Below are 19,752 nucleotides of genomic sequence, written 5' to 3'. Positions count from 1 at the left end.
GGAGCGGATGCGGTGAGCGAGCCGTACGAGGCGGCGGACGGACTCGTCCGTGTGTACCCGGCCGCACATGCCGGGGGCGCCGGACTCGTCTGGGCGCACGGAGGCGGCTTCGCCTTCGGCGACCTCGACATGCCCGAATCCGACCGGGTCGCGCGCGAGCTCGCAGCGCGCGGAACGACGGTCGTGTCGGTCGACTACCGACTCGCGCCTGTTCCGGCCGGTCTCGACGACGTCGCCGAACGTCCCGGCGAACACTTCCCGGCCGGCTCAGACGACATGGTCGCCGCTTTCCGCTGGACGCACGCGCACGCACACGACCTCGGTATTCGCGCCGACGCCCTCGCGATCGGCGGCACGAGCGCCGGCGGCAACCTCGCCGCCGGTGCCGCCCTGCGCTTGTCCGGCAGCGCGGATGCGCCCGCGCTCGTCGTGCTCGCCTATCCGACCCTGCTCGCGGTGCAGCCCGCTCCCGACGCGGCGCTGCGCGCGGCCCTCGATGCTGATCCGGAGGCGGATCGCTTCGGCCCCGCCGCCGTGCTGTGGATGTACGAGAACTATCTCGGCGGTCCGGTCGACGGGGCACCTCTCACCGCCATCCCCGGACTTGCGACCGCGTCCGACCTGACGGACTTCCCGCCGACGCTCATGATCAACGGCGAGGTCGACGAACTCCGGGTGTCGGGCGAGCACTTCGCGGCGACCCTCGCTTCCGCCGGCCGTGACATCGAGGTCGTCACCGAGCCCGGCACGCACCACGGCCACCTCAACCGGCCCGACGAAGAGGCGGCGACACGCACGACCGCGCGCATCGCTGCCCGCCTGAAGACTCTCACCCCCTGACCCGAGGATCACCGATGACCAACCACACAGCCGCAGCGCTGATCTCGCGGAGCAACCGCCTCGGCGCCGATCCGAAGAACACGAACTACGCCGGCGGCAACACCTCTGCCAAGGGCACCGACACCGACCCGGTCACCGGGCAGCCCGTCGAGCTGCTGTGGGTCAAGGGGTCCGGCGGCGACCTCGGCACGCTGACCGAGCAGGGGCTCGCGGTGCTGCGCCTCGACCGCATGCGCGCCCTCGTCGACGTCTACCCCGGCCTGGACCGCGAGGACGAGATGGTCGCCGCGTTCGACTACTGCCTCCACGGCAAGGGCGGCGCCGCCCCCTCCATCGACACGGCCATGCACGGGCTCGTCGATGCCGCGCACGTCGACCACCTGCACCCGGACTCCGGCATCGCGATCGCGACCGCCGCGGACGGCGAGGAGCTCACGGCCGAGATCTTCGGCGACGGCGCCGGTGGACAGAAGGTCGTCTGGGTGCCCTGGCGGCGACCCGGCTTCCAGCTCGGTCTCGACATCGCGGCGATCAAGGCGAAGAATCCGCAGGCCGTGGGCTGCATCCTCGGCGGCCACGGCATCACCGCGTGGGGCGACACGTCCGAGGAGGCCGAGGCGAATTCGCTGTGGATCATCGACACGGCTGCGGCCTACATCGCCGAGCACGGCGCGGCCGACCCGTTCGGCGCTACCCGCGTCGGCTTCGAGGCGCTCCCCGAGGCCGAGCGCCGCGAGCGCGCCGCCTCCCTCGCCGGCACGATCCGCGGCATCGCCTCGACCGACCGGCCGATGATCGGCCACTTCACCGATTCCGACGTCGTCCTCGACTTCCTCGCATCGGAGCGCGCCCCCGAGCTCGCCGCCCTCGGCACCAGCTGCCCCGATCACTTCCTGCGCACCAAGGTGAAGCCGCTCATCCTCGACGTGCCCACCACGGCATCCGTCGACGAGCAGATCGCCCGACTGCACGAGCTGCACGCCGAGTACCGCGCCGACTACCAGGCCTACTACGACGCGCATGCCACGGCCGAGTCCCCGGCGATCCGCGGCGCCGACCCGCTCATCGTGCTCGTTCCGGGGGTCGGCATGTTCTCCTATGGCGCGAACAAGCAGACCGCCCGGGTCGCGGGCGAGTTCTACGTCAACGCGATCAACGTGATGCGCGGTGCCGAGGCGCTGTCGACGTACTCCCCCATCTCCGACGCCGAGAAGTTCCGCATCGAGTACTGGGCGCTGGAGGAGGCGAAGCTGCAGCGGATGCCGAAGCCGAAGTCCCACCAGGGACGCATCGCCTTCGTGACCGGCGCGGCGTCCGGCATCGGCAAGGCCATCGCCGTTCGCCTGGCCGCCGAGGGGGCGTGCGTCGTCATCGCCGACCTCGATCTCGAGAAGGCGAAGGCCGCAGCCGCCGAGCTCGGCAACACCGATGTCGCCATCGGCGTCGCCGCGAACGTCGCCGACGCCGGTGCCGTGCAGGCGGCGCTCGATGAGGCGGTGCTCGCCTTCGGCGGCGTCGACCTCATCGTCAACAACGCCGGGCTCTCGCTCTCGAAGCCGCTGCTGGAGACCACCGAGAAGGACTGGGACCTGCAGCACGATGTGATGGCCAAGGGCTCGTTCCTGGTGTCGAAGGCGGCCGCCCGGGTGCTCATCGACCAGAAGCTCGGCGGTGACATCATCTACATCTCGTCGAAGAACTCCGTCTTCGCCGGCCCGAACAACATCGCCTACTCCGCGACCAAGGCCGACCAGGCCCACCAGGTGCGGCTGCTGGCTGTGGAACTGGGCGAGTTCGGCATCCGCGTCAACGGCATCAACCCCGACGGGGTGGTGCGCGGATCCGGGATCTTCGCCTCCGGCTGGGGCGCCAACCGCGCCGCCACCTACGGCGTCGCCGAAGAGGACCTGGGCCAGTTCTACGCGAACCGCACCATCCTCAAGCGCGAGGTCGTGCCGGAGAACGTCGCGGATGCCGTGTACGTGCTGACCGGCCCCGAGCTGAGCCGCACCACCGGCCTGCACATCCCGGTCGACTCCGGCGTCGCCGCCGCGTTCCTGCGATGACCCGCGCACCGGCGGACCGCCGAGTGCACGGCATGTCGCCGAGTGCACGGGTCGTCGACGCCGACAGGCCGTGCACTCGCGGCGATGCCGTGCACTCGACGGCGGCGGGACGCTCGTGACGATGCGCGCCGTCGCGGCGGTGGACCTCGGCGCCACGAGCGGCCGGGTCATGATCGGCCGCGTGGGTGCGGACCGGCTCGATCTCGAACTCGTCTCACGGTTCCCGAACGGTCCGGTGCAGCGCGACGACGGCCTGCACTGGGACTTCGCGGCGTTGTACGAGCACGTCCTCGACGGTCTCGCCGAAGCGGTGCGGCGGGAACCTGCGATCGAGAGCATCGGCGTCGACTCGTGGGCGGTCGACTACGGCCTGCTCCGCGACGGCGAACTGCTCGCGGAACCGTTCCACTACCGCGACGGGCGCACCGAGCGGGGTGCCGCGGACGTGCACGGGGCCGTGCCGTTCGCCGAGCTCTATGCCCGCAACGGCCTGCAGTTCCTGCCGTTCAACACGCTGTACCAGTACCGGGCAGACGGGCGTTCGCACGACGCCGACACCGCGCTCCTCATCCCGGATCTCATCACGTTCCTGCTCACCGGAACCCGTGCCGCCGAGCGGACGAACGCCTCGACGACGGGGCTCCTCGGGGTCCGCACCGGCGAGTGGGATCTCGAGCTCGCCGAGCGCCTGGGCATCCCGGAGCGACTGCTTCCCACCCTCGTCGACGAGGGAACCGTGCTCGGAATGCTGCGCCCCGAGGTCGCCGCTCGGATCGGCGCGTCGCTTCCCGTCATCGCCGTGGGCTCGCACGACACCGCATCCGCGGTCGTCGCCGCACCTCTCTCCTCCCCGCAGTCGGCGTACATCTCCTGCGGCACCTGGGGACTCGTCGGCGTCGAGCTGGCGGAGCCGGTGCTGTCGGATGCTGCGCGCGACGCGAACTTCACCAATGAACGCGGCGTCGGCGGGCGCATCCGCTTCCTGCACAACGTCACCGGTCTCTGGCTGCTCAGCGAGAGCGTACGGGCGTGGGAGGCGGAGGACGGGTCCGCGATCGATCTGCCCGAGCTCCTGACCGCGGCATCGGAGGTCACCGGCGACATCCCTCTCTTCGATGCCAACGACTCCACCCTCAGCGCACCGGGCGACATGCCCGCGCGCATCACCGCGCTGCTGCAGGCGGCCGGCAGCCCGGTCCCGGCGCCTCGAGCCCGCTTCGTCCGGAGCATCGTCGAGAGCATCGCCGAGGCGTTCGCCGACGCGATCCGCACAGCCGGAAGGCTGTCGGGCCGCGACATCGACGCGATCCACCTCGTCGGCGGCGGATCGCTGAACCGGCCGCTCTGCCAGGCCACGGCGGATCGCTCCGGGCTTCCTCTGCTGGCGGGTCCCGTCGAGGCGACTGCTCTGGGCAACGTGCTCGTGCAGGCGCGTGCGCTGGGCGCCGCGCCGGCGACGTTGGATGAGCTGCGTGCGCTCGTCGCCGCCACGCACCCGCCCGCACGATACGACCCGCGGCGCTGATCCTCGGCGCACCGGCGCTGAAGCTGCGCTGTCTATCCGGCGACGATGACGGCTTCTGCCGGAACGAAGCCATCGGCCGTCGCCGTCACACGGATCTCGCCCGGCCCGCTGGGCCGCACGATGGCGAGCACGCGTCCGTCGTACGTCGTGCAGCGCGGGCCGGCGAAGCTCTCCTCGGTGCGTGTCCTCCCGGAGCCGATCCCGGCGAGCGTGCCGCCGGAGACCTCGACGCTGACCGCACGATCCATATCGCAGACGACGATGCCGGCGTCGTCTTCGATCGTGACGACCACGTAGCCGAGCCCGTCCCGGCCGGTGATCTCGGGTCGCTCTGCACGAGCGACGAGTCTCGGCTGCCCGGCCGTGCGCAGCGTGGTCCTGGCGACTTCGGCGCCACTGTCGTAGGCGACGGCGGTGAGCGCACCGGCGCGGTACTCGGTCTCGAAGCGGGCGATCAGCGGTCGCGGAGCCCCGACGGCGGCGCGTGCGATCAGGACGCCGTCCAGGAGCAGCTCGATCTCTTCCGCATCCGTGTACACGTCGACCGTCACCGCAGAGCCCTCGGGCACGCCCCAGGTCCAGCTGCTGACCACGTCGTCCCAGGACCAGGGCGTCTTCGCCGTCGGGCGTCCATGATGCTGCGGCCGGTGCACGGCGATCGCCGGCTCGGCCCGCAGCCCGAACGCGATCTCGCGGTAGTACGACGCCGGACGGCGATGACCGGTGATGTCGAGGTCTCCGCATCCGCCCAGAAGGTACGGGAACGGTCCGGAGGTGCCGGTTGGGTGATAGCCGTCGACGTCGGTGTAGTCCACCCGGCCGATGCCGGCCTCTCCGATGTAGTCCCAGCCGGTCCAGGTGAAGTCGCCGATCACGTGCGGCAGCCGGCGCACGTCGGCCCACAGCGACGCGATGCGATCGGGGAAGGTCTCCGATCCGACGATGATCCGGTTCGGGAAGAGGTCCGCATCGAGATCGTAACGGGAGTCGGCGTAGTTGAACCCGACGACGTCGAGAACGGCCGCCGATTCCTCGGTCGAATCCGTCACCAGCGACGACGCGTTCAGGAGCGCCATCTGCTCGCCCATGCCGGCCATCATCGTGTTCGGATCGGATGCCTCGTTCTCCGCCATCGTGCCGGCGATGGCGGAGAGGTTCGCGATGACCCCGTTGATGCCGTTCGTCACGAAGCGGTGCGGATCGAGCGTGCGGAACTCCTCGGCGATGCGCCTGCTCCACGTGGCCCCGTGCGGGGTGGCCAGCTCGAGGATCTCGTTGCCGATCGAGTACAGCACGACGCTGGGGTGATTGGCGTCCTTCCGCACGAGCGCGGCAACGTCGCGTCGCCAGCGTTCGTCGAATCCGAGCGAGCCGTCGAACGCCGTCTTCGACTTCGTCCATACGTCCGAGAGCTCGTCCATCACGATCATGCCGTGCGCGTCGCAGGCGTCGAGCAGCGCGCGGCTGGCCGGATTGTGCGCGCTGCGGATCGCGTTGAAGCCGGCGGCTTTGAGCAGGCGGATGCGCCGCTCCTCGGCATCCGCCGTCGACACCGCCCCGAGTGGGCCGTTGTCGTGATGGATGCAGGCGCCCCTGAGGTCGACGCGGACACCGTTGATCCGCAGCCCGCGTACCGGGTCGAGCTGCAGGCGGCGGATGCCGAAGACGGTCGTCTGCCCACCGGCATCGACCCCTTCGGCGTCGGCGAGAACGGTGCGCACCCCGTACAGGTGCGGAGAATCCGGCCCCCACAGTCGTGGCGACCGAACGGCGAGACGGATACGGGCGACGGCGGTCGCGCCGGGAAGGACCGTGACCGGCGCGGCTCCGGACGCGACTTCGGCGCCCTCGTCATCGACGATGGCCCAGGCGATCCGGCGAGTGGCGGTGTGCCTCGTCCGGTTCTCGATGCGGCTGGCGATCTCGACGATCGCCCGTTCCGTGTCGATGTCGGAACTCGTCGCCACAGTGCCGTCGAGAGCGATGTGCACCGGCTCGTCGACGATGAGGTGAACCGGGCGGTAGATGCCTCCGCCGGTGTACCAGCGGCTGTCGCGGTGCACACGTGCTTCCACCGCGATCGTGTTGGTCTCGCCGAAGCGCAGGAAGGGATCGGCGTCGATGACGAAGGCGGAATATCCGTTCGCCTCGTGCGCGGCGAAGTCGCCGTTGATGAACACGGTCGCGTCGCGGTAGACGCCCTCGAACTCGATGCGCACGGTCTTGTCGCGCCAATCCGCAGGCACGTCGAAGAGCTTCGTGTACTCGAACACACCGCCCGGGATGTATCCGCTGTGCACACCCTGAACACTGTCGGCCGAGCGCGGCAGGTCGCGAAGCGCGTCATGGGGGATTCGCACGGGCACCGCCGCGGTCGACGAGTCGCGCGCCTCGAACGCACCGAGCTTGGCCCCGACGGTCCAGCCGTCGCCGAACGGGACGCGCGTCACGGCCCGACGGCCTCGTCGTCGAGCGATTCGTCGATCACGTCCCAGTCGATGTCGACGATGCCGGAGATCAGCACCCGCAATTCCTCCGCCATGTCCACCGCGGATCGGTCCAGAAGCCACTGCACCTGCAGTCCGTCCATCATGGCGATGAGGATGACAGCCCCGCGGTAGGGCGTCATCCCCGGCCGCAGACGGCCCTCCGCCTCGAGGTTCGCGAAGGCGAGTTCGACGTTCGTGCGCGTGAACGCATAGCGGCGCACGAAGTAGTCGTGGGCAGGATGGTCTGCGGACGTGGCCTCGGCCGAGAGGGTGCAATAGAGCTCGACGACGCCGGGGACCGAAGCGTTGTAGGCCGCGAGCCGCACGAGGCCGCGCAGGGTGGCGGCACCGTCATCGGTTCCGAGCGGGACCATCTCCCGCGACCTGTCGTCGCGATGATCGAGCACGGCCTCCAGGAGCGCGACCTTGTTGGAGAAGTGATGCAGGAGCCCGGCTTCGCTGATTCCCACGCGCTGCGCGATCTCCCGGAGAGACCCCGAACGATAGCCTCCCTCGGCGAACACCTCCAGCGCCGCATCCAGGATGGCCTTGCGCCGTTCGCGGGTCTTGGCGTACTCGCCGCGCGCCCCCCGGACGACCCGGGGGCTCTTCTTCGTCGTGTTCGTCATCAGTGTCACCGTATCCCCCGTCTCTCGCGACCACCATCGGGCGCGAGTGCAACCGTCTCGCTACCGTTCTACACCAATTCCGAGCCTCCGCTAGCTTTTTGCTTCAAAAACCTAGCGCTCGCTCGCTTTTGCTGCTAGCTTCTCCCGTCAGAGGTGATCCGCAGGGGTATCGCCTCCCGATGAAGGGACCAAGGATGTTCCGTTGGAAGGCCACAGCAGCCACCATCGCCATCGCCGCTCTCGTTCTCACCGGCTGCGCCGGTGCGACGGAAGGCAGCACGGGCGACGCCGGTGGCGGCACACTCACCCTCGGGGCGATCACTCCGCCCACCACGTTCGACCCGGCGGGTTCGGAGTGGGGCAACCGCGCGCCGTTCTACCAGGCCGTGTTCGACACCCTCCTCCTCGCCACCCCGGAGGGCACGATCGAGCCGTGGTTGGCGACCGAATGGTCGTACAACGACGACAACACCGAGCTCACCCTCACTCTCCGCGACGATGTCACCTTCACCGACGGCTCGGCCCTCACCGGCCAGGTCGTGGTCGACAACCTGCAGCGGTTCAAAGAGGGCACCTCCCCCGATGCGAGCTACTTCGCCGATGTCACCGGCTTCACCGCACCCGACGACAGCACCGTGGTGATCACACTCGCTGCTCCCAACCCGGCACTGCTGAACTACCTCACCCGTGACCCGGGCCTCGTCGCGAGCGGCGAGTCCCTCGGCAACGAGGACATCGCGACGAACCCGATCGGATCGGGCCCGTACATGCTCGACACCGCGGCCACCGTCAGCGGCACGAGCTACACGTACACGAAGAACCCGGAGTACTGGAACCCCGATGTCCAGCACTACGACAAGCTCGTCATCAACGTGCTCGCCGACGCCACCGCGTCCCTCAACGCCATCAAGGCCGGCGAGGCCAACGGCGTGAAGCTCGCCAGCAACGACAACCTGGCCGAGGTGGAGAGCGCAGGCTGGACCGTCAACGCGAACGAGCTCGACTTCCAGGGCCTGCTCCTCCTGGACCGCGCGGGCACGATGAACCCCGCCCTCGCCGATGTGCGCGTGCGCCAGGCACTGAACTACGCCTTCGACCGAGAGGGGCTCCTGGAAGCCCTGCAGTCCGGCAACGGATCGGTGACCACTCAGGTCTTCCCCGAGTCGTCCGCAGCGTACGACCCGGAGCTGGACGAGTACTACACCTACGACCCCGAGAAGGCGAAGGAGCTGCTGGCCGAGGCCGGCTATGCCGACGGATTCACGCTCTCGATGCCGTCGTCGACCGTGCTGGGCGCCACGACGTACACGCTGGTGGAGCAGCAGCTCGCCGACATCGGCGTGAAGGCGGAGTACACCGACCCCGGCACCAACTTCATCGCCGACATGCTGGCCCCGAAGTTCCCGGCGGCGTTCATGGCACTGGAGCAGAACCCGGACTGGCAGCTGGTGCAGTTCATGCTGGCCCCGACGGCGATCTTCAACCCGTTCAAGTCGGAGGACCCGAAGGTCGACGAGCTCATCGCGCAGATCCAGTTCGGCGACGAGGCGACGCAGGAATCCGTCGCCAAGGAACTCAACACCTACCTCGTCGAGCAAGCCTGGTTCGCACCGTTCTACCGCGTGCAGGGCAGCTTCGCCACCGACGCGAACACGACTGTCGAGATGCTCCCGACGAACGTGTACCCCGCGATCTACGACTTCGTTCCGAAGGCCTGATCCGGTTCCCCGGCCCGCCCGCCGCGGTGGGCGGGCCGGATCCACATTCCTCTCAACACAGGAGCGCAGCATGCTCATGTTCATCGTGCGCCGGGTCCTCGCCGGCATCGTCCTGCTCTTCGTCATCTCCGTGGTGACGTTCGGGCTCCTCTTCCTCGACGGCGCGAACATCGCGCGTCGCATCCTCGGACAGAACGCGACGGCCGAGCTCGTCGCGCAGAAGTCCGTCGAACTCGGCCTCGACAAGCCCCTGGCCGCGCAGTACTGGGATTGGCTGACTTCCGCTCTGACCGGAGATCTCGGCCGGTCGTGGTTCAACGGCCAGCTCGTCTCGGTGAGCCTGAGCGGTCGTCTGAGCGTGAGCCTGTCGCTGGTCATCGGGGCGACCGTGATCTCGGCGGTCCTGGCGATCGTCCTCGGCGTGCTCGCCGCCCGCCGGGGCGGCTGGGTCGACGCCGTCGTCCAGTTCGTCTCGGTCATCGGCTTCGCGATCCCCGGGTTCCTCATCGCGCTCTATCTCGTGCTGCTCTTCGCCATCAACCTGCACTGGTTCAAGGCGACCGGGTACATCCCGATCACCCAGTCGTTCGCCGGATGGCTGACGTCGGTCACGCTGCCGATCATCGCCCTCTCCATCGGCGCCATCGCTGCCGTGGCGCAGCAGGTGCGCGGCTCGGTCCTCGACGCGATGTCCCGCGACTATGTGCGCACGCTGCGGTCCCGCGGTCTCTCCAGCGGAAGCGTCGTCTACAAGCACGTGCTCCGCAACGCCGGCGGGCCCGCGCTGGCGGTGCTCGCGGTGCAGTTCATCGGCCTGCTCGGCGGCGCCGTCGTCGTGGAGCAGGTCTTCGCCCTTCCCGGGATGGGTCAACTCACCGTCTCGGCCACCACGCAGGGTGACATCCCGGTGGTGATGGGGCTCGTGATCGTCTTCGCCCTGATCGTCCTCATCGTGAACCTCGTCATCGACCTCGCGCAGGCAGCGCTCAACCCGAAGGTGCGACTCTCATGACCGCAATCGATGTTCCGGTGACGGTGCCGAGCCCCGTGGTGGGGACCTCCCTGCTGCGCCGGCTGGTCCGCCGCCCGGTGTCCCTCGTCTCGCTGATCTTCCTGTCGGTGATCGCGGCCATCGCGATCACCGGTCGCTGGATCGCTCCCTACGATCCGAACTTCGCCTCGCTGCAGCTGGTGCTCGCGAAGCCCAGCGCAGAGCACCTGCTCGGTGCCGACAGCGCGGGCCGCGACGTGCTCTCACGGCTGCTCGCCGCCACGCAGATCACCCTGGCCGCGGCGCTGGTCGCCGTCGTCACGGCGATCCTCATCGGAGTCATCTCCGGACTCATCGCCGGGTACTACCGGGGATGGTTCGATTCGGTGGCCTCGTGGGTGACCTCGCTGGTGATGGCGCTGCCGAGCATCGTCGTGCTGCTGGCGGCCCGCGCGGTGCTCGGGCCCAGCGTATGGCTGGCGATGTTCATCTTCGGCATCATGCTCGCCCCCGCCTACTTCCGGCTGGTGTACGCGGCCGTGAGCGCGGTGCGCGGCGAGCTGTACGTCGACGCCGCGCGGGTGTCAGGGCTCTCCGACCTGCGCATCATCGGCCGCCACATCCTCTCAGTCGTGCGGGCGCCGATCATCATCCAGTCCGCCATCATCACGGGCATCGCGATCGCCATCCAGTCCGGCCTCGAGTTCCTCGGACTCGGCGACATGAGCGTTCCGACCTGGGGCGGCATGCTGAACGACGGATTCACAAACATCTACAAGCAGCCGCTGCTGATGCTCTGGCCCTCGCTCGCCATCGCCTTCACCGCGATCGCCCTGACACTGCTCGCCAACGGCATGCGCGATGCACTCGAGCGCACGACCCCCGCCCGTCGGCGCCGCCGCCGCGCCGTCACGACCGCGACCGGCTCGATCGCTGCGGTGACCACATCCTTCAGCCTGTCCGGCGGGGATCTCGACGCCATGGAGGACTCCGCTCCTCTTCCCGTCGTGGGCGACACGATCGTGCATCCGGATGACGAGCGCACCGCGCGGATCTCCGGATCCCCGATCCTCACGGTCTCCGACCTCCGCGTCGCCTACGAGCAGGCGCAGGGCGAGGACATCGAGGTCGTCCACGGCGTCTCGCTGCAGATACGCAAGGGCGAGGTGCACGGCCTGATCGGTGAGTCCGGTTCGGGAAAGACGCAGACCGCGTTCGCCGTGCTGGGCCTGCTGCCGCGAGGAGGACGGGTGACCGCCGGGTCGATCGACTACGAGGGCACCGAGCTCGCCGACGCCTCGGAGCAGGCGTATGCCGGCATCCGGGGCAAGCGGATCGGGTACATCCCTCAGGAGCCGATGAGCAACCTCGACCCGTCTTTCACCATCGGCTACCAGCTGGTCGAGCCGCTGCGCAAGAACCTGGGGCTGTCGAAGAAGGACGCCACGGAGAGGGCGCTGGCGCTGCTCGACCGGGTCGGCATCCCCGACCCGAAGCGCACGTTCGAGGCATATCCGTTCGAGGTCTCCGGCGGCATGGCGCAGCGCGTACTCATCGCCGGGGCGGTCTCGACCGATCCCGACCTCATCATCGCCGACGAGCCGACCACCGCCCTCGACGTCACCGTTCAGGCCGAGGTTCTCGACCTGCTGCGCGATCTGCAGCGCGAACGGCAGATGGCGATGCTGCTGGTCACGCACAACTTCGGCGTCGTGTCCGACCTCTGCGACCGGGTCACGGTCATGCAGCAGGGGCTGTTCGTGGAGCAGGGCCCCGTCCGCACGATCCTGCGCGCCCCGTCGCACCCCTACACGCAGTCGCTGCTGGATGCGATCCTCGATGAGGGTCCAGCCCGCGGCGCACTCGTCACCGCCGAAGGAGGCCGGTCATGAACATGCTCCTCGAGGTCGAGGACCTCCACGTCACGTACCCGGGCAAGGGATTCCGAGCTCAGCCGTTCCACGCGCTGAAGGGCGTCTCACTGGACATCCGCCCCGGCGAGACCGTCGGCCTCGTCGGGGAATCCGGCTCGGGCAAGACGACGCTGGGGCGAGCCGTGCTCGGACTGGCCCCGGTCACCGGCGGCTCGATCCGCTACGACGGCCGCGAGATCGGCCACCTCGGCCGCCGCGCGCGCCGGGGGCTCTCCAGTGAGATCCAGGTCGTCTTCCAGGACCCCTACTCTTCGCTGAACCCGTCGATGACGATCGCTCAGATCCTCGCGGAGCCGCTCACCGCACGCGGCACGGCCGCCAAAGAGGCGAACGCCCGTATCTCCGACCTGCTCGACCGCGTCGGTCTTCCGGCGGATGCTGCCCGCCGGCTGCCCCGCGAGTTCTCGGGCGGGCAGCGCCAGCGCGTGGCGATCGCCCGCGCGCTGGCGCTGGATCCCCGGCTCATCGTCTGCGACGAGCCGGTGTCGGCGCTGGACCTGTCGACGCAGGCCCGGGTGCTGGACCTGTTCATCGAGATCCAGGAGCGCACCGGCGTCGCCTACCTCTTCATCTCCCATGACCTCGCCGTGGTCCGCCACATCAGCCACCGCGTCGCGGTGATGTACCGCGGCGAGCTGGTCGAGACCGGCGATGGCGACCAGGTCACCGCCCGTCCCGAGCACCCCTACACGCAGCGGCTGTTCCTCGCAGCCCCTGTGCCCGACCCCGACGCGCAACAACAGCGCCGGGCCGATCGTCGCGCTCTTCTCGATGCGCACAAGAGCATTGAAGGAGCCGTCGCATGACCGCCGCCCACCCCGAGACTGCCGCCCATCCCGAGGCGGCCACGCACCTGTTGCCGCTGCTGGACCGCCTCACGCTCGAGCAGAAGGCGTCTCTCGTGCAGGGCGCCGACTTCTGGACGACGGTGCCGCTGCCGGAGATCGGCCTGCGCGCCCTCACGCTCTCGGACGGTCCTGCGGGAGTACGGGGCCCGCGATGGGACGAACGCGAGCCGTCACTGAACATGCCCTCGGGCTCTGCTCTGGCAGCGTCGTGGGACGTGGACCTCGCGTACCGCTACGGTGCGGCTGCGGCGTCCGAAGCCCGCCGCAAGGGTGTCGACGTCGTGCTCGGCCCGACGATCAACCTGCATCGCTCCCCCCTCGGCGGCCGCCACTTCGAGTGCTTCAGCGAAGACCCCGAGCTCACGGCCGAACTCGCCGCAGCATACGTGCGCGGACTTCAGGACAACGGCGTGGCCGCGACTCCCAAGCACTACGTGGCGAACGACTCCGAGACCGACCGGTTCACGGTCGACGTCGAGGTCGGTGAGCGCGCTCTCCGCGAGCTCTATCTGCTTCCGTTCGAGCGCGCCGTCGAAGCCGGCGCCTGGTCCCTCATGAGCGCGTACAACTCGGTCGACGGCGTGACGATGACGGAGAACGACCTGCTGGAGTCTCCGCTCAACAGCGAGTGGGGCTTCGACGGCGTCGTGGTCAGCGACTGGACCGCCGTGCGCTCCCTCGGTGCCGTGGCCGCCGCCCAGGACCTCGCGATGCCCGGGCCTGCTCCGGCGTGGGCGGAGCTCGTCGCGGCGGTGCGCGATGGACGCGTGCAGGAAGCCGATCTGGACCGCAAGGTGCTGCGCATCCTGCTGCTCGCCGAGCGCGTCGGCGCGCTCGAGGGGTCGACGGCGGCCGAGCCCGCACCCATCGACGGGCCCGCCTTCGTGCGGTCGGCCGCGACCGAGGGCGCTGTGCTGCTGCAGAACGACGGCATCCTTCCGCTGGCGGCGGAGCAGCTGCGCACTGTCGCCGTCATCGGGCACAACGCCCGCGACGCCCGTACCCAGGGCGGCGGATCGGCCACCGTCCTGCCGGAGGAGGTCGTCTCGCCGCTCGATGCGATCCGGGCCGCGCTGCCCGGCGCCGGCGTGCGCTACGAGATCGGCGCCATCGTGCAGGAGGGCGTCGCCGAGATCCCGCTCCACTCGATCGTCAACCCGGCCACGGGGACGCCCGGTCTGCGCGTCACCTTCCGCGACGCCGACGGCACCGCGCTGTTCACCGAGGATCGCCGGGCCACAGCCCTGGTCTGGTTCGGCGGCGATGCCCCCATCGGGGCGAGCAGCACGATCGTCCTCGAGACACGCTTCACGCCCGACGAAACCGGTGAGATCCAGCTCGGCTTCGCCGGCGCCAACCCGGGCAAGGTGTTCGTCGACGGGCGGCTGGTGCTCGACGACACCCCGAAGCTCGAGGGGACGGACCTCGGCGCCGCATTCCTGAACCCGCCGTCGCTGACCACCGGTGTGCGGGTCGAGGCGGGCCGCCCGATCGACATCCGCGGCGAGTTCGCGCGCAGTCGGCACGGAGCGCTGGCCGGCGCACTGAGCGTGACGCTCGGGATCGCCCCGGAGCGCACAGATCCGGATGCCCTGATCGCCCGCGCCGTCGACGCGGCGCGCGGGGCAGAGGTCGCGGTCGTCGTCGTCGGAACCAACTCGAGGGTCGAGTCCGAGGGCTACGACCGCGTCGACCTCGATCTGCCCGGCCGTCAGGACGACCTCGTGCGCGCGGTCGCCGCGACCGGCACTCCGGTCGTCGTCGTCGTGAACGCCGGCTCTCCGGTGGTGCTCCCCTGGGCCGGCGACGTCGCCGCGATCGTGCAGGGCTACTTCGGCGGGCAGGAGTTCGGCCATGCGATCGCCGACGTGCTCACCGGCACCGTCGAGCCCGGCGGGCGGCTTCCGACCACCTGGCCCGCGTCGCTCGAAGACGTCCCTGTGACGGAGGTGATGCCGGCGGACGGCCGGCTGGTGTACCGCGAGGGCCTCCACATCGGCTACCGGGCCTGGTTGAAGGATGCCGTGACACCCGCGTATCCGTTCGGCCACGGTCTCGGCTACACCACCTGGTCGTGGGACGGCGCCCGGCGCGACGACGACATCGTTCAGGTGAGCCTCTCGAACAGCGGATCCAGGGCGGGCAAGCAGGTCGTGCAGGTCTACGCCGAGCGCGCGGACTCGACGGTCGAGCGACCCACGCGATGGCTCGTCGGGTTCGCCGCCGTGCACGCCGAGCCGGGCCGGGCCGTCGAGGTCACCATCCCCGTCCCGCGACGACGGCTCGCCCACTGGGCCGGTGAGTGGGTGGTGGAACCGGGCGAGTACACGCTGCGCATCGGCTCGTCGGTCATGGACCTCCCGCTCAGCGTGGAGTGGCGCCTATCGTGACCACGCTGTACAACCCGCTGATCAACGGCTTCCACCCCGACCCCTCGGTCGTACGAGTGAGCGAGGAGGGCCAAGACGTCTGGTACCTCGCGACCTCGAGCTTCGAGTACCTCCCCGGCATCCCGATCCATCGATCCCGTGACTTCGAGACGTGGGAGCTGGTGGGGCACGTCGCCACGCGCCAGGGTCAGCTCGGCGTGGAGAGCGTCCGGACGGCGGGTGGTGCGTGGGCTCCGACGATCCGCCACCGCGACGGCGTCTTCCATCTCGTCATCACCGATGCCATGGGCCGTGGCATGCTGCACTTCACCGCGACGGACCCCGCGGGCCGCTGGAGCGATGGTGAACTGATCCTGAAGCAGGACGGATCCGGTTCGCTCGACGGCATCGATCCCGACATCGCCTGGGATGATGACGGCACTGTGTACATCACGTTCTCGGGTCTCATCCTCGACGGGCCGGATGCCGGCACGCACCTGGGCATCCAGCAGGTGGCCGTCGACCTCGATCGCCACGTCGCGCTCGAGGAGCCGCGGTCCGTGTGGTCCGGTTCCGGAGGGCAGTTCCCCGAGGCCCCTCATCTGTACGCGGTGGACGGACGCTGGTATCTGATGATCGCGGAAGGGGGGACCGAGCGCGGCCATGCCGTCTCCATCGCGCGCGGCGACTCGCCTCGCGGGCCGTTCGAGACGGCGCCGCAGAATCCGCTGGTGTCCGCACGATCGACGATCCGCCCGGTTCAGAACACCGGTCATGGCGACCTCGTGATCGGCCCGGACCACGACTGGCTGTGCGTGCTGCTCGGGGTGCGTCCGCGGAGCATGACCCGCGCTTTCTCGGCTCTCGGCCGGGAGACGTTCGTGACCCCGGTGCGCTGGCAGGACGACGGATGGCCGGCGATCGCCCCCGTCCTGCTCAATCCGCGACCGGGGACCCGCGTCGAGGTTTCTTTCGCCGAGGACCGGCCTCTCGACGGCGAGTGGATCGCCGTGCGCGCCACTCCCGGTTCGCTCGCCGACCTCACCTCCCGACCCGGCGCACTCGTGCTGCACGGCCGGGGCACGACTCTCGACGACCCCCGTCCGGTGTTCGTCGGCCGCAGACAGGAGCACCTGACCAACTCCGTCACGGTGCGCATCGACGTCAGCGCCGGCATCGGAGGGCTGGCGGTGCGTTACGACGAGAGGTTCCACGTCGAGGTCGAGGCCGGGGGCGGCGCGGTCACCGCGCGGGCTGTCGTCGGCGATCTCGTGCAGGAGTGGAGTGCTCCACTGTCGTCCGATGTCCTGCTCCTGCACATCGACTCGGTCAAGCCCGAGGCGGAAGCCGGGTTCGCCCGCACGAGTGACGTGTTCCGTCTCGGTGCGACGGTCGATCGGGCGCGCGTCGAACTGGCCGAGGTCGACGGGCGATTCCTTTCCTCGGAGACGTGCGAATCGTTCACCGGCCGGGTCATCGGGGTGTACGCCCGCTCCGGAGACGTGGCGGTCGAGAGCTGGACGGCAGAAGGGAACGACGAATGACGGATGCCGCAGGCGCCGAATGGCGCATCGACACGCTGCGCGCCGAGCTCCGCGACGACACGGCGTTCGTCGCGACGCCGGAGCCGCGGCTGACCTGGACGGTGGCCGGGGACGCGCACGGCTGGATCCAGGGATCCGCCGAGCTCAGCGACGGCTCCACGACGATCGCGCTCCCCGGGCGGGACAGTGTGCTCGTGCCCTGGCCGTTCGAGCCGCTCGCAGCCGGCGAAACGCGCGACATCACGGTGCGGGCGCTGTCGGCAGACGGAGGCCGAACCGGCTGGAGCGCGCCCCTGCGGGTGGAGGCAGGTTTCCTCGAGGTGGACGAGTGGGTCGCGCAGCCGATCGGGCTGGCGGATGCAGAGCGCGAAGCGCAGCCCGCCGTGGTGCGCACGGCGTTCCGCCTCGACCGAGCTGCCCGGCGGGCGCTGCTGTTCTGGACCGCGCTGGGCGTCGCCGAACCCGAGGTCAACGGCACTCCCGTATCCGACGACGTCATGGCACCGGGCTGGACCGCGTACCGCGACCGCCTCGTGCATGAGACCGTCGACGTGACCGCCCTGGTCCGCGAAGGCGACAACGAGTTGTCGGCGACGATCGCCGGCGCCTGGTACACGGAGAAATACGGGTTCTTCACCTTCACCGACCGGCTGTACGGCACTCAGCCGTCGTTCCTCGCCCAGCTGCGGGTGACCTACGTCGACGGAACGGTCGAGACGCTCGCAGCGACCGGCGAAGGCTGGGATGCCGCGGGAGACGGCCCGATCGTCGACAGCGGCGTCTATGCGGGTGAGCATCAGGACCTGCGCCGGATCCCATCGACCTGGGCGCCGGCCCGCGCCGGCGCGGCCGCTCTCCCGGGATACGAGCACGTGCCGGTGCCGGAGGCCCGCATCGCCCCGCCGGTGCGGCGCATCGAGAGCATCCCGGTCGCATCCGTCTTCGAGTCCCCCTCCGGGGGGCGCATCCTCGACTTCGGGCAGAATCTCGTGGGGCGCCTGCGCATCCGCGTCCGCGGACGCGCCGGTGACCGGCTGGTGATCCGCCACGCCGAGGTGCTCGAGGTGGGCGAACTGGCCCTGCGTCCACTGCGCAACGCCGCGGCGACCGCGACTTTCGACCTGTCCGGCGGCGACGACGTGCTCGAGTCCCGGTTCTCCTTCTACGGTTTCCGCTACGCCGAGCTCACCGGCCTCGACGTCGATCCGGACGATGTCGAAGCCGTCGTGCTGCACACCGACATGCGGCGCGCGGGCTGGTTCGCGTCGTCCCACGCTCTGATCGACCGCCTGCACGAGAACGTCGTCTGGGGCATGCGAGGCAACTTCCTCTCGATCCCCACCGACTGCCCGCAACGCGATGAACGGCTCGGCTGGACCGGCGACATCCAGGTGTTCGCACCGACGGCGAGCTTCCTCTACGACTGCGACGGCTTCCTCACGTCGTGGTTGCGCGACCTCGCCGTCGAACAGGGGCGGCGAGACGGAGACGTGCCCCTGGTCATTCCCGCAGCCCTGCCGGGGTTCGGCGGGGGCGGACCGATCGCGGCGTGGGGCGATGCGGCGGCCGTCGTGCCGAGCGTGCTGTTCGAGCGCTTCGGCGATCTCGGCCTGCTGCGCGATCAGTTCCCGAGCATGCGGGCCTGGGTCGACGCGGTCTTGAACGTCGCCGGGGACAGCGGCCTCTGGGCAGGGCAGATGCAGCTCGGCGATTGGCTCGACCCCGCGGCACCGCCGGACAAGCCGGGAGCTGCGAAGGTCGACGGGGACATCGTCGCGACCGCGTATCTGGCCCGGTCCCTCCGGCTGGTGGCGGATGCCGCGGCCGTCCTCGGCCATGACCGGGATGCGGCGGTCTACTCGGCACTCGCGGAGCGGAGCCGCCGCGCCTTCGTCGACGAGTACGTGACACCGGCCGGGCGGATGATGAGCGATGCGCCGACCGCATACGCGCTGGCTCTGGAGTTCGATCTCGTGACTGACACCGCCCTGCGGCAGTCGCTCGCCGACCGACTCGCCGATCTCGTCCGCGAGGGCGGCTACCGGATCGGCACGGGTTTCGTCGGCACTCCGCTCGTCGCCGATGCGCTCACCCGCGGCGGTCGTCTGGCGGAGGCCGGCCGTCTGCTGACCCAGACCGAATGCCCGTCCTGGCTGTACCCGGTCACGATGGGCGCGACCACGGTGTGGGAGCGCTGGGACAGCCTGCTTCCGGACGGGACCGTGAACCCCGGCGAGATGACGTCGTTCAACCACTACGCGCTCGGGGCAGTGGCCGACTGGCTGCATCGTTCGGTCGCGGGTCTGGCCACGGCATCACCCGGCTACCGCGAACTGCGCATCGCTCCGAGGCCGATCACGGAGCTCGAGCACGCATCCGCGCGGCACCTCACCCCCTATGGTTCGGCGTCATCGGGGTGGCGGCGAGAAGGCGCCGACATCGTCGTCACGGCCACGGTGCCGGCGAACACGACGGCGACGGTGGCGCTCCCGGGTCGCGACGAGTTCGTCATCGGTTCGGGGACCTTCGAGTGGCGTTTCACCGCGGAAGCACCGCCGGCCCGACCGCAGTTGGCCGGCCTCGACGCCTCCCTGGCAGACGTCATCGACGACCCCCGGGCGTACCGGGCGATGCTCGACACCGTCTCGGCCTTCGACACCGACCGCGCTGAGGCCCTGCGCACAGAAACGCTCTGGGGCCGCGGTCGGCGCGTGGCGAACGCCCTCATGTTCACACCGCCGCACATCCTGGCCGACGTCGATGCGGCCATCCGCTCGGCGACAGCCGATTGACCCCACG

The 19,752-nt window shown here is 69.9% G+C and carries 12 protein-coding genes; 10 read left to right on the top strand and 2 right to left on the bottom strand.

Features of this window, described 5'->3' with window-relative positions; all coding sequences use genetic code 11:
- The first annotated feature begins 12 nt into the window (after positions 1-12).
- The 3 genes from CUR96_RS17615 (at position 13) to CUR96_RS17605 (ending at position 4,431) form a co-directional block, all read left to right on the top strand.
- Entirely contained in the window at positions 13-840 is an 828-nt protein-coding gene (locus CUR96_RS17615; RefSeq protein ID WP_102194634.1) for an alpha/beta hydrolase, read from the top strand.
- 14 nt (positions 841-854) lie between these two features.
- The gene (locus CUR96_RS17610) at positions 855-2,906 is read left to right on the top strand and encodes a bifunctional aldolase/short-chain dehydrogenase (protein WP_102194633.1); all 2,052 of its coding nucleotides are present in this window, start codon (positions 855-857) and stop codon (positions 2,904-2,906) included.
- Between the two features lie 121 nt (positions 2,907-3,027).
- Entirely contained in the window at positions 3,028-4,431 is a 1,404-nt protein-coding gene (locus CUR96_RS17605) for a rhamnulokinase (protein ID WP_102194785.1), read from the top strand.
- Positions 4,432-4,463: 32 nt separating this feature from the next.
- On the opposite strand, the gene CUR96_RS17600 is transcribed toward CUR96_RS17605, so the two are convergent.
- A complete protein-coding gene (locus tag CUR96_RS17600) occupies positions 4,464-6,881 on the bottom strand; it encodes a glycoside hydrolase family 2 TIM barrel-domain containing protein (RefSeq protein WP_102194632.1) in 2,418 nt (805 codons plus the stop codon).
- Positions 6,878-7,549 (bottom strand): TetR/AcrR family transcriptional regulator, encoded by a 672-nt coding sequence (locus CUR96_RS17595; protein WP_102194631.1) that lies wholly within the window; start codon positions 7,547-7,549, stop codon positions 6,878-6,880. The genes CUR96_RS17600 and CUR96_RS17595 overlap by 4 nt, the downstream gene beginning before the upstream one ends.
- A gap of 194 nt (positions 7,550-7,743) precedes the next feature.
- Between CUR96_RS17595 and CUR96_RS17590 the strand changes: the two genes are divergently transcribed.
- From CUR96_RS17590 to CUR96_RS17560, 7 genes are all read left to right on the top strand, one after another.
- Positions 7,744-9,267, top strand: a complete 1,524-nt coding sequence (locus tag CUR96_RS17590; protein ID WP_102194630.1) for an ABC transporter substrate-binding protein — start codon at positions 7,744-7,746, stop codon at positions 9,265-9,267.
- 70 nt (positions 9,268-9,337) lie between these two features.
- Positions 9,338-10,279: an ABC transporter permease gene (locus CUR96_RS17585; RefSeq protein WP_102194629.1), complete on the top strand. Its 942-nt coding sequence runs from the start codon at positions 9,338-9,340 to the stop codon at positions 10,277-10,279.
- On the top strand, positions 10,276-12,150 hold the full coding sequence (locus tag CUR96_RS17580; RefSeq protein ID WP_102194628.1) for a dipeptide/oligopeptide/nickel ABC transporter permease/ATP-binding protein: 1,875 nt from the start codon (positions 10,276-10,278) through the stop codon (positions 12,148-12,150). The genes CUR96_RS17585 and CUR96_RS17580 overlap by 4 nt, the downstream gene beginning before the upstream one ends.
- Positions 12,147-12,998 carry an ATP-binding cassette domain-containing protein gene (locus tag CUR96_RS17575; protein ID WP_102194627.1) on the top strand — a complete coding sequence of 284 codons (852 nt, stop codon included), beginning with the start codon at positions 12,147-12,149 and terminating at the stop codon, positions 12,996-12,998. The genes CUR96_RS17580 and CUR96_RS17575 overlap by 4 nt, the downstream gene beginning before the upstream one ends.
- Positions 12,995-15,430, top strand: coding sequence for a beta-glucosidase (locus CUR96_RS17570; protein ID WP_102194626.1), 2,436 nt, complete (start codon positions 12,995-12,997; stop codon positions 15,428-15,430). The genes CUR96_RS17575 and CUR96_RS17570 overlap by 4 nt, the downstream gene beginning before the upstream one ends.
- Entirely contained in the window at positions 15,427-16,953 is a 1,527-nt protein-coding gene (locus CUR96_RS17565) for a glycoside hydrolase family 43 protein (protein ID WP_245861461.1), read from the top strand. Before CUR96_RS17570 ends, CUR96_RS17565 begins: the two co-directional genes overlap by 4 nt.
- Complete coding sequence (locus tag CUR96_RS17560) at positions 16,950-19,745, top strand: alpha-L-rhamnosidase (protein ID WP_102194625.1); 2,796 nt, start codon at positions 16,950-16,952, stop codon at positions 19,743-19,745. The genes CUR96_RS17565 and CUR96_RS17560 overlap by 4 nt, the downstream gene beginning before the upstream one ends.
- The last annotated feature ends 7 nt before the right edge of the window (positions 19,746-19,752 follow it).

Origin of the sequence: Microbacterium aurantiacum, from assembly GCF_002872075.1 — a bacterium.
Classification (GTDB): domain Bacteria; phylum Actinomycetota; class Actinomycetes; order Actinomycetales; family Microbacteriaceae; genus Microbacterium; species Microbacterium aurantiacum_A.
The sequence above is the reverse complement of the archived record's forward strand: the minus strand, read 5'-3'. Positions and strand labels throughout refer to the sequence as shown.

What these genes read in the sequence shown, in the direction of transcription:
- CUR96_RS17610 (WP_102194633.1), top strand. Translation starts at nt 855, where the DNA reads ATGACCAACCACACAGCCGCAGCGCTGATCTCGCGGAGCAACCGCCTC.
- CUR96_RS17605 (WP_102194785.1), top strand. Translation starts at nt 3,028, where the DNA reads ATGCGCGCCGTCGCGGCGGTGGACCTCGGCGCCACGAGCGGCCGGGTC.
- CUR96_RS17595 (WP_102194631.1), bottom strand. Translation starts at nt 7,549, where the DNA reads ATGACGAACACGACGAAGAAGAGCCCCCGGGTCGTCCGGGGGGCGCGC.
- CUR96_RS17590 (WP_102194630.1), top strand. Translation starts at nt 7,744, where the DNA reads ATGTTCCGTTGGAAGGCCACAGCAGCCACCATCGCCATCGCCGCTCTC.
- CUR96_RS17585 (WP_102194629.1), top strand. Translation starts at nt 9,338, where the DNA reads ATGCTCATGTTCATCGTGCGCCGGGTCCTCGCCGGCATCGTCCTGCTC.
- CUR96_RS17580 (WP_102194628.1), top strand. Translation starts at nt 10,276, where the DNA reads ATGACCGCAATCGATGTTCCGGTGACGGTGCCGAGCCCCGTGGTGGGG.
- CUR96_RS17575 (WP_102194627.1), top strand. Translation starts at nt 12,147, where the DNA reads ATGAACATGCTCCTCGAGGTCGAGGACCTCCACGTCACGTACCCGGGC.
- CUR96_RS17570 (WP_102194626.1), top strand. Translation starts at nt 12,995, where the DNA reads ATGACCGCCGCCCACCCCGAGACTGCCGCCCATCCCGAGGCGGCCACG.
- CUR96_RS17560 (WP_102194625.1), top strand. Translation starts at nt 16,950, where the DNA reads ATGACGGATGCCGCAGGCGCCGAATGGCGCATCGACACGCTGCGCGCC.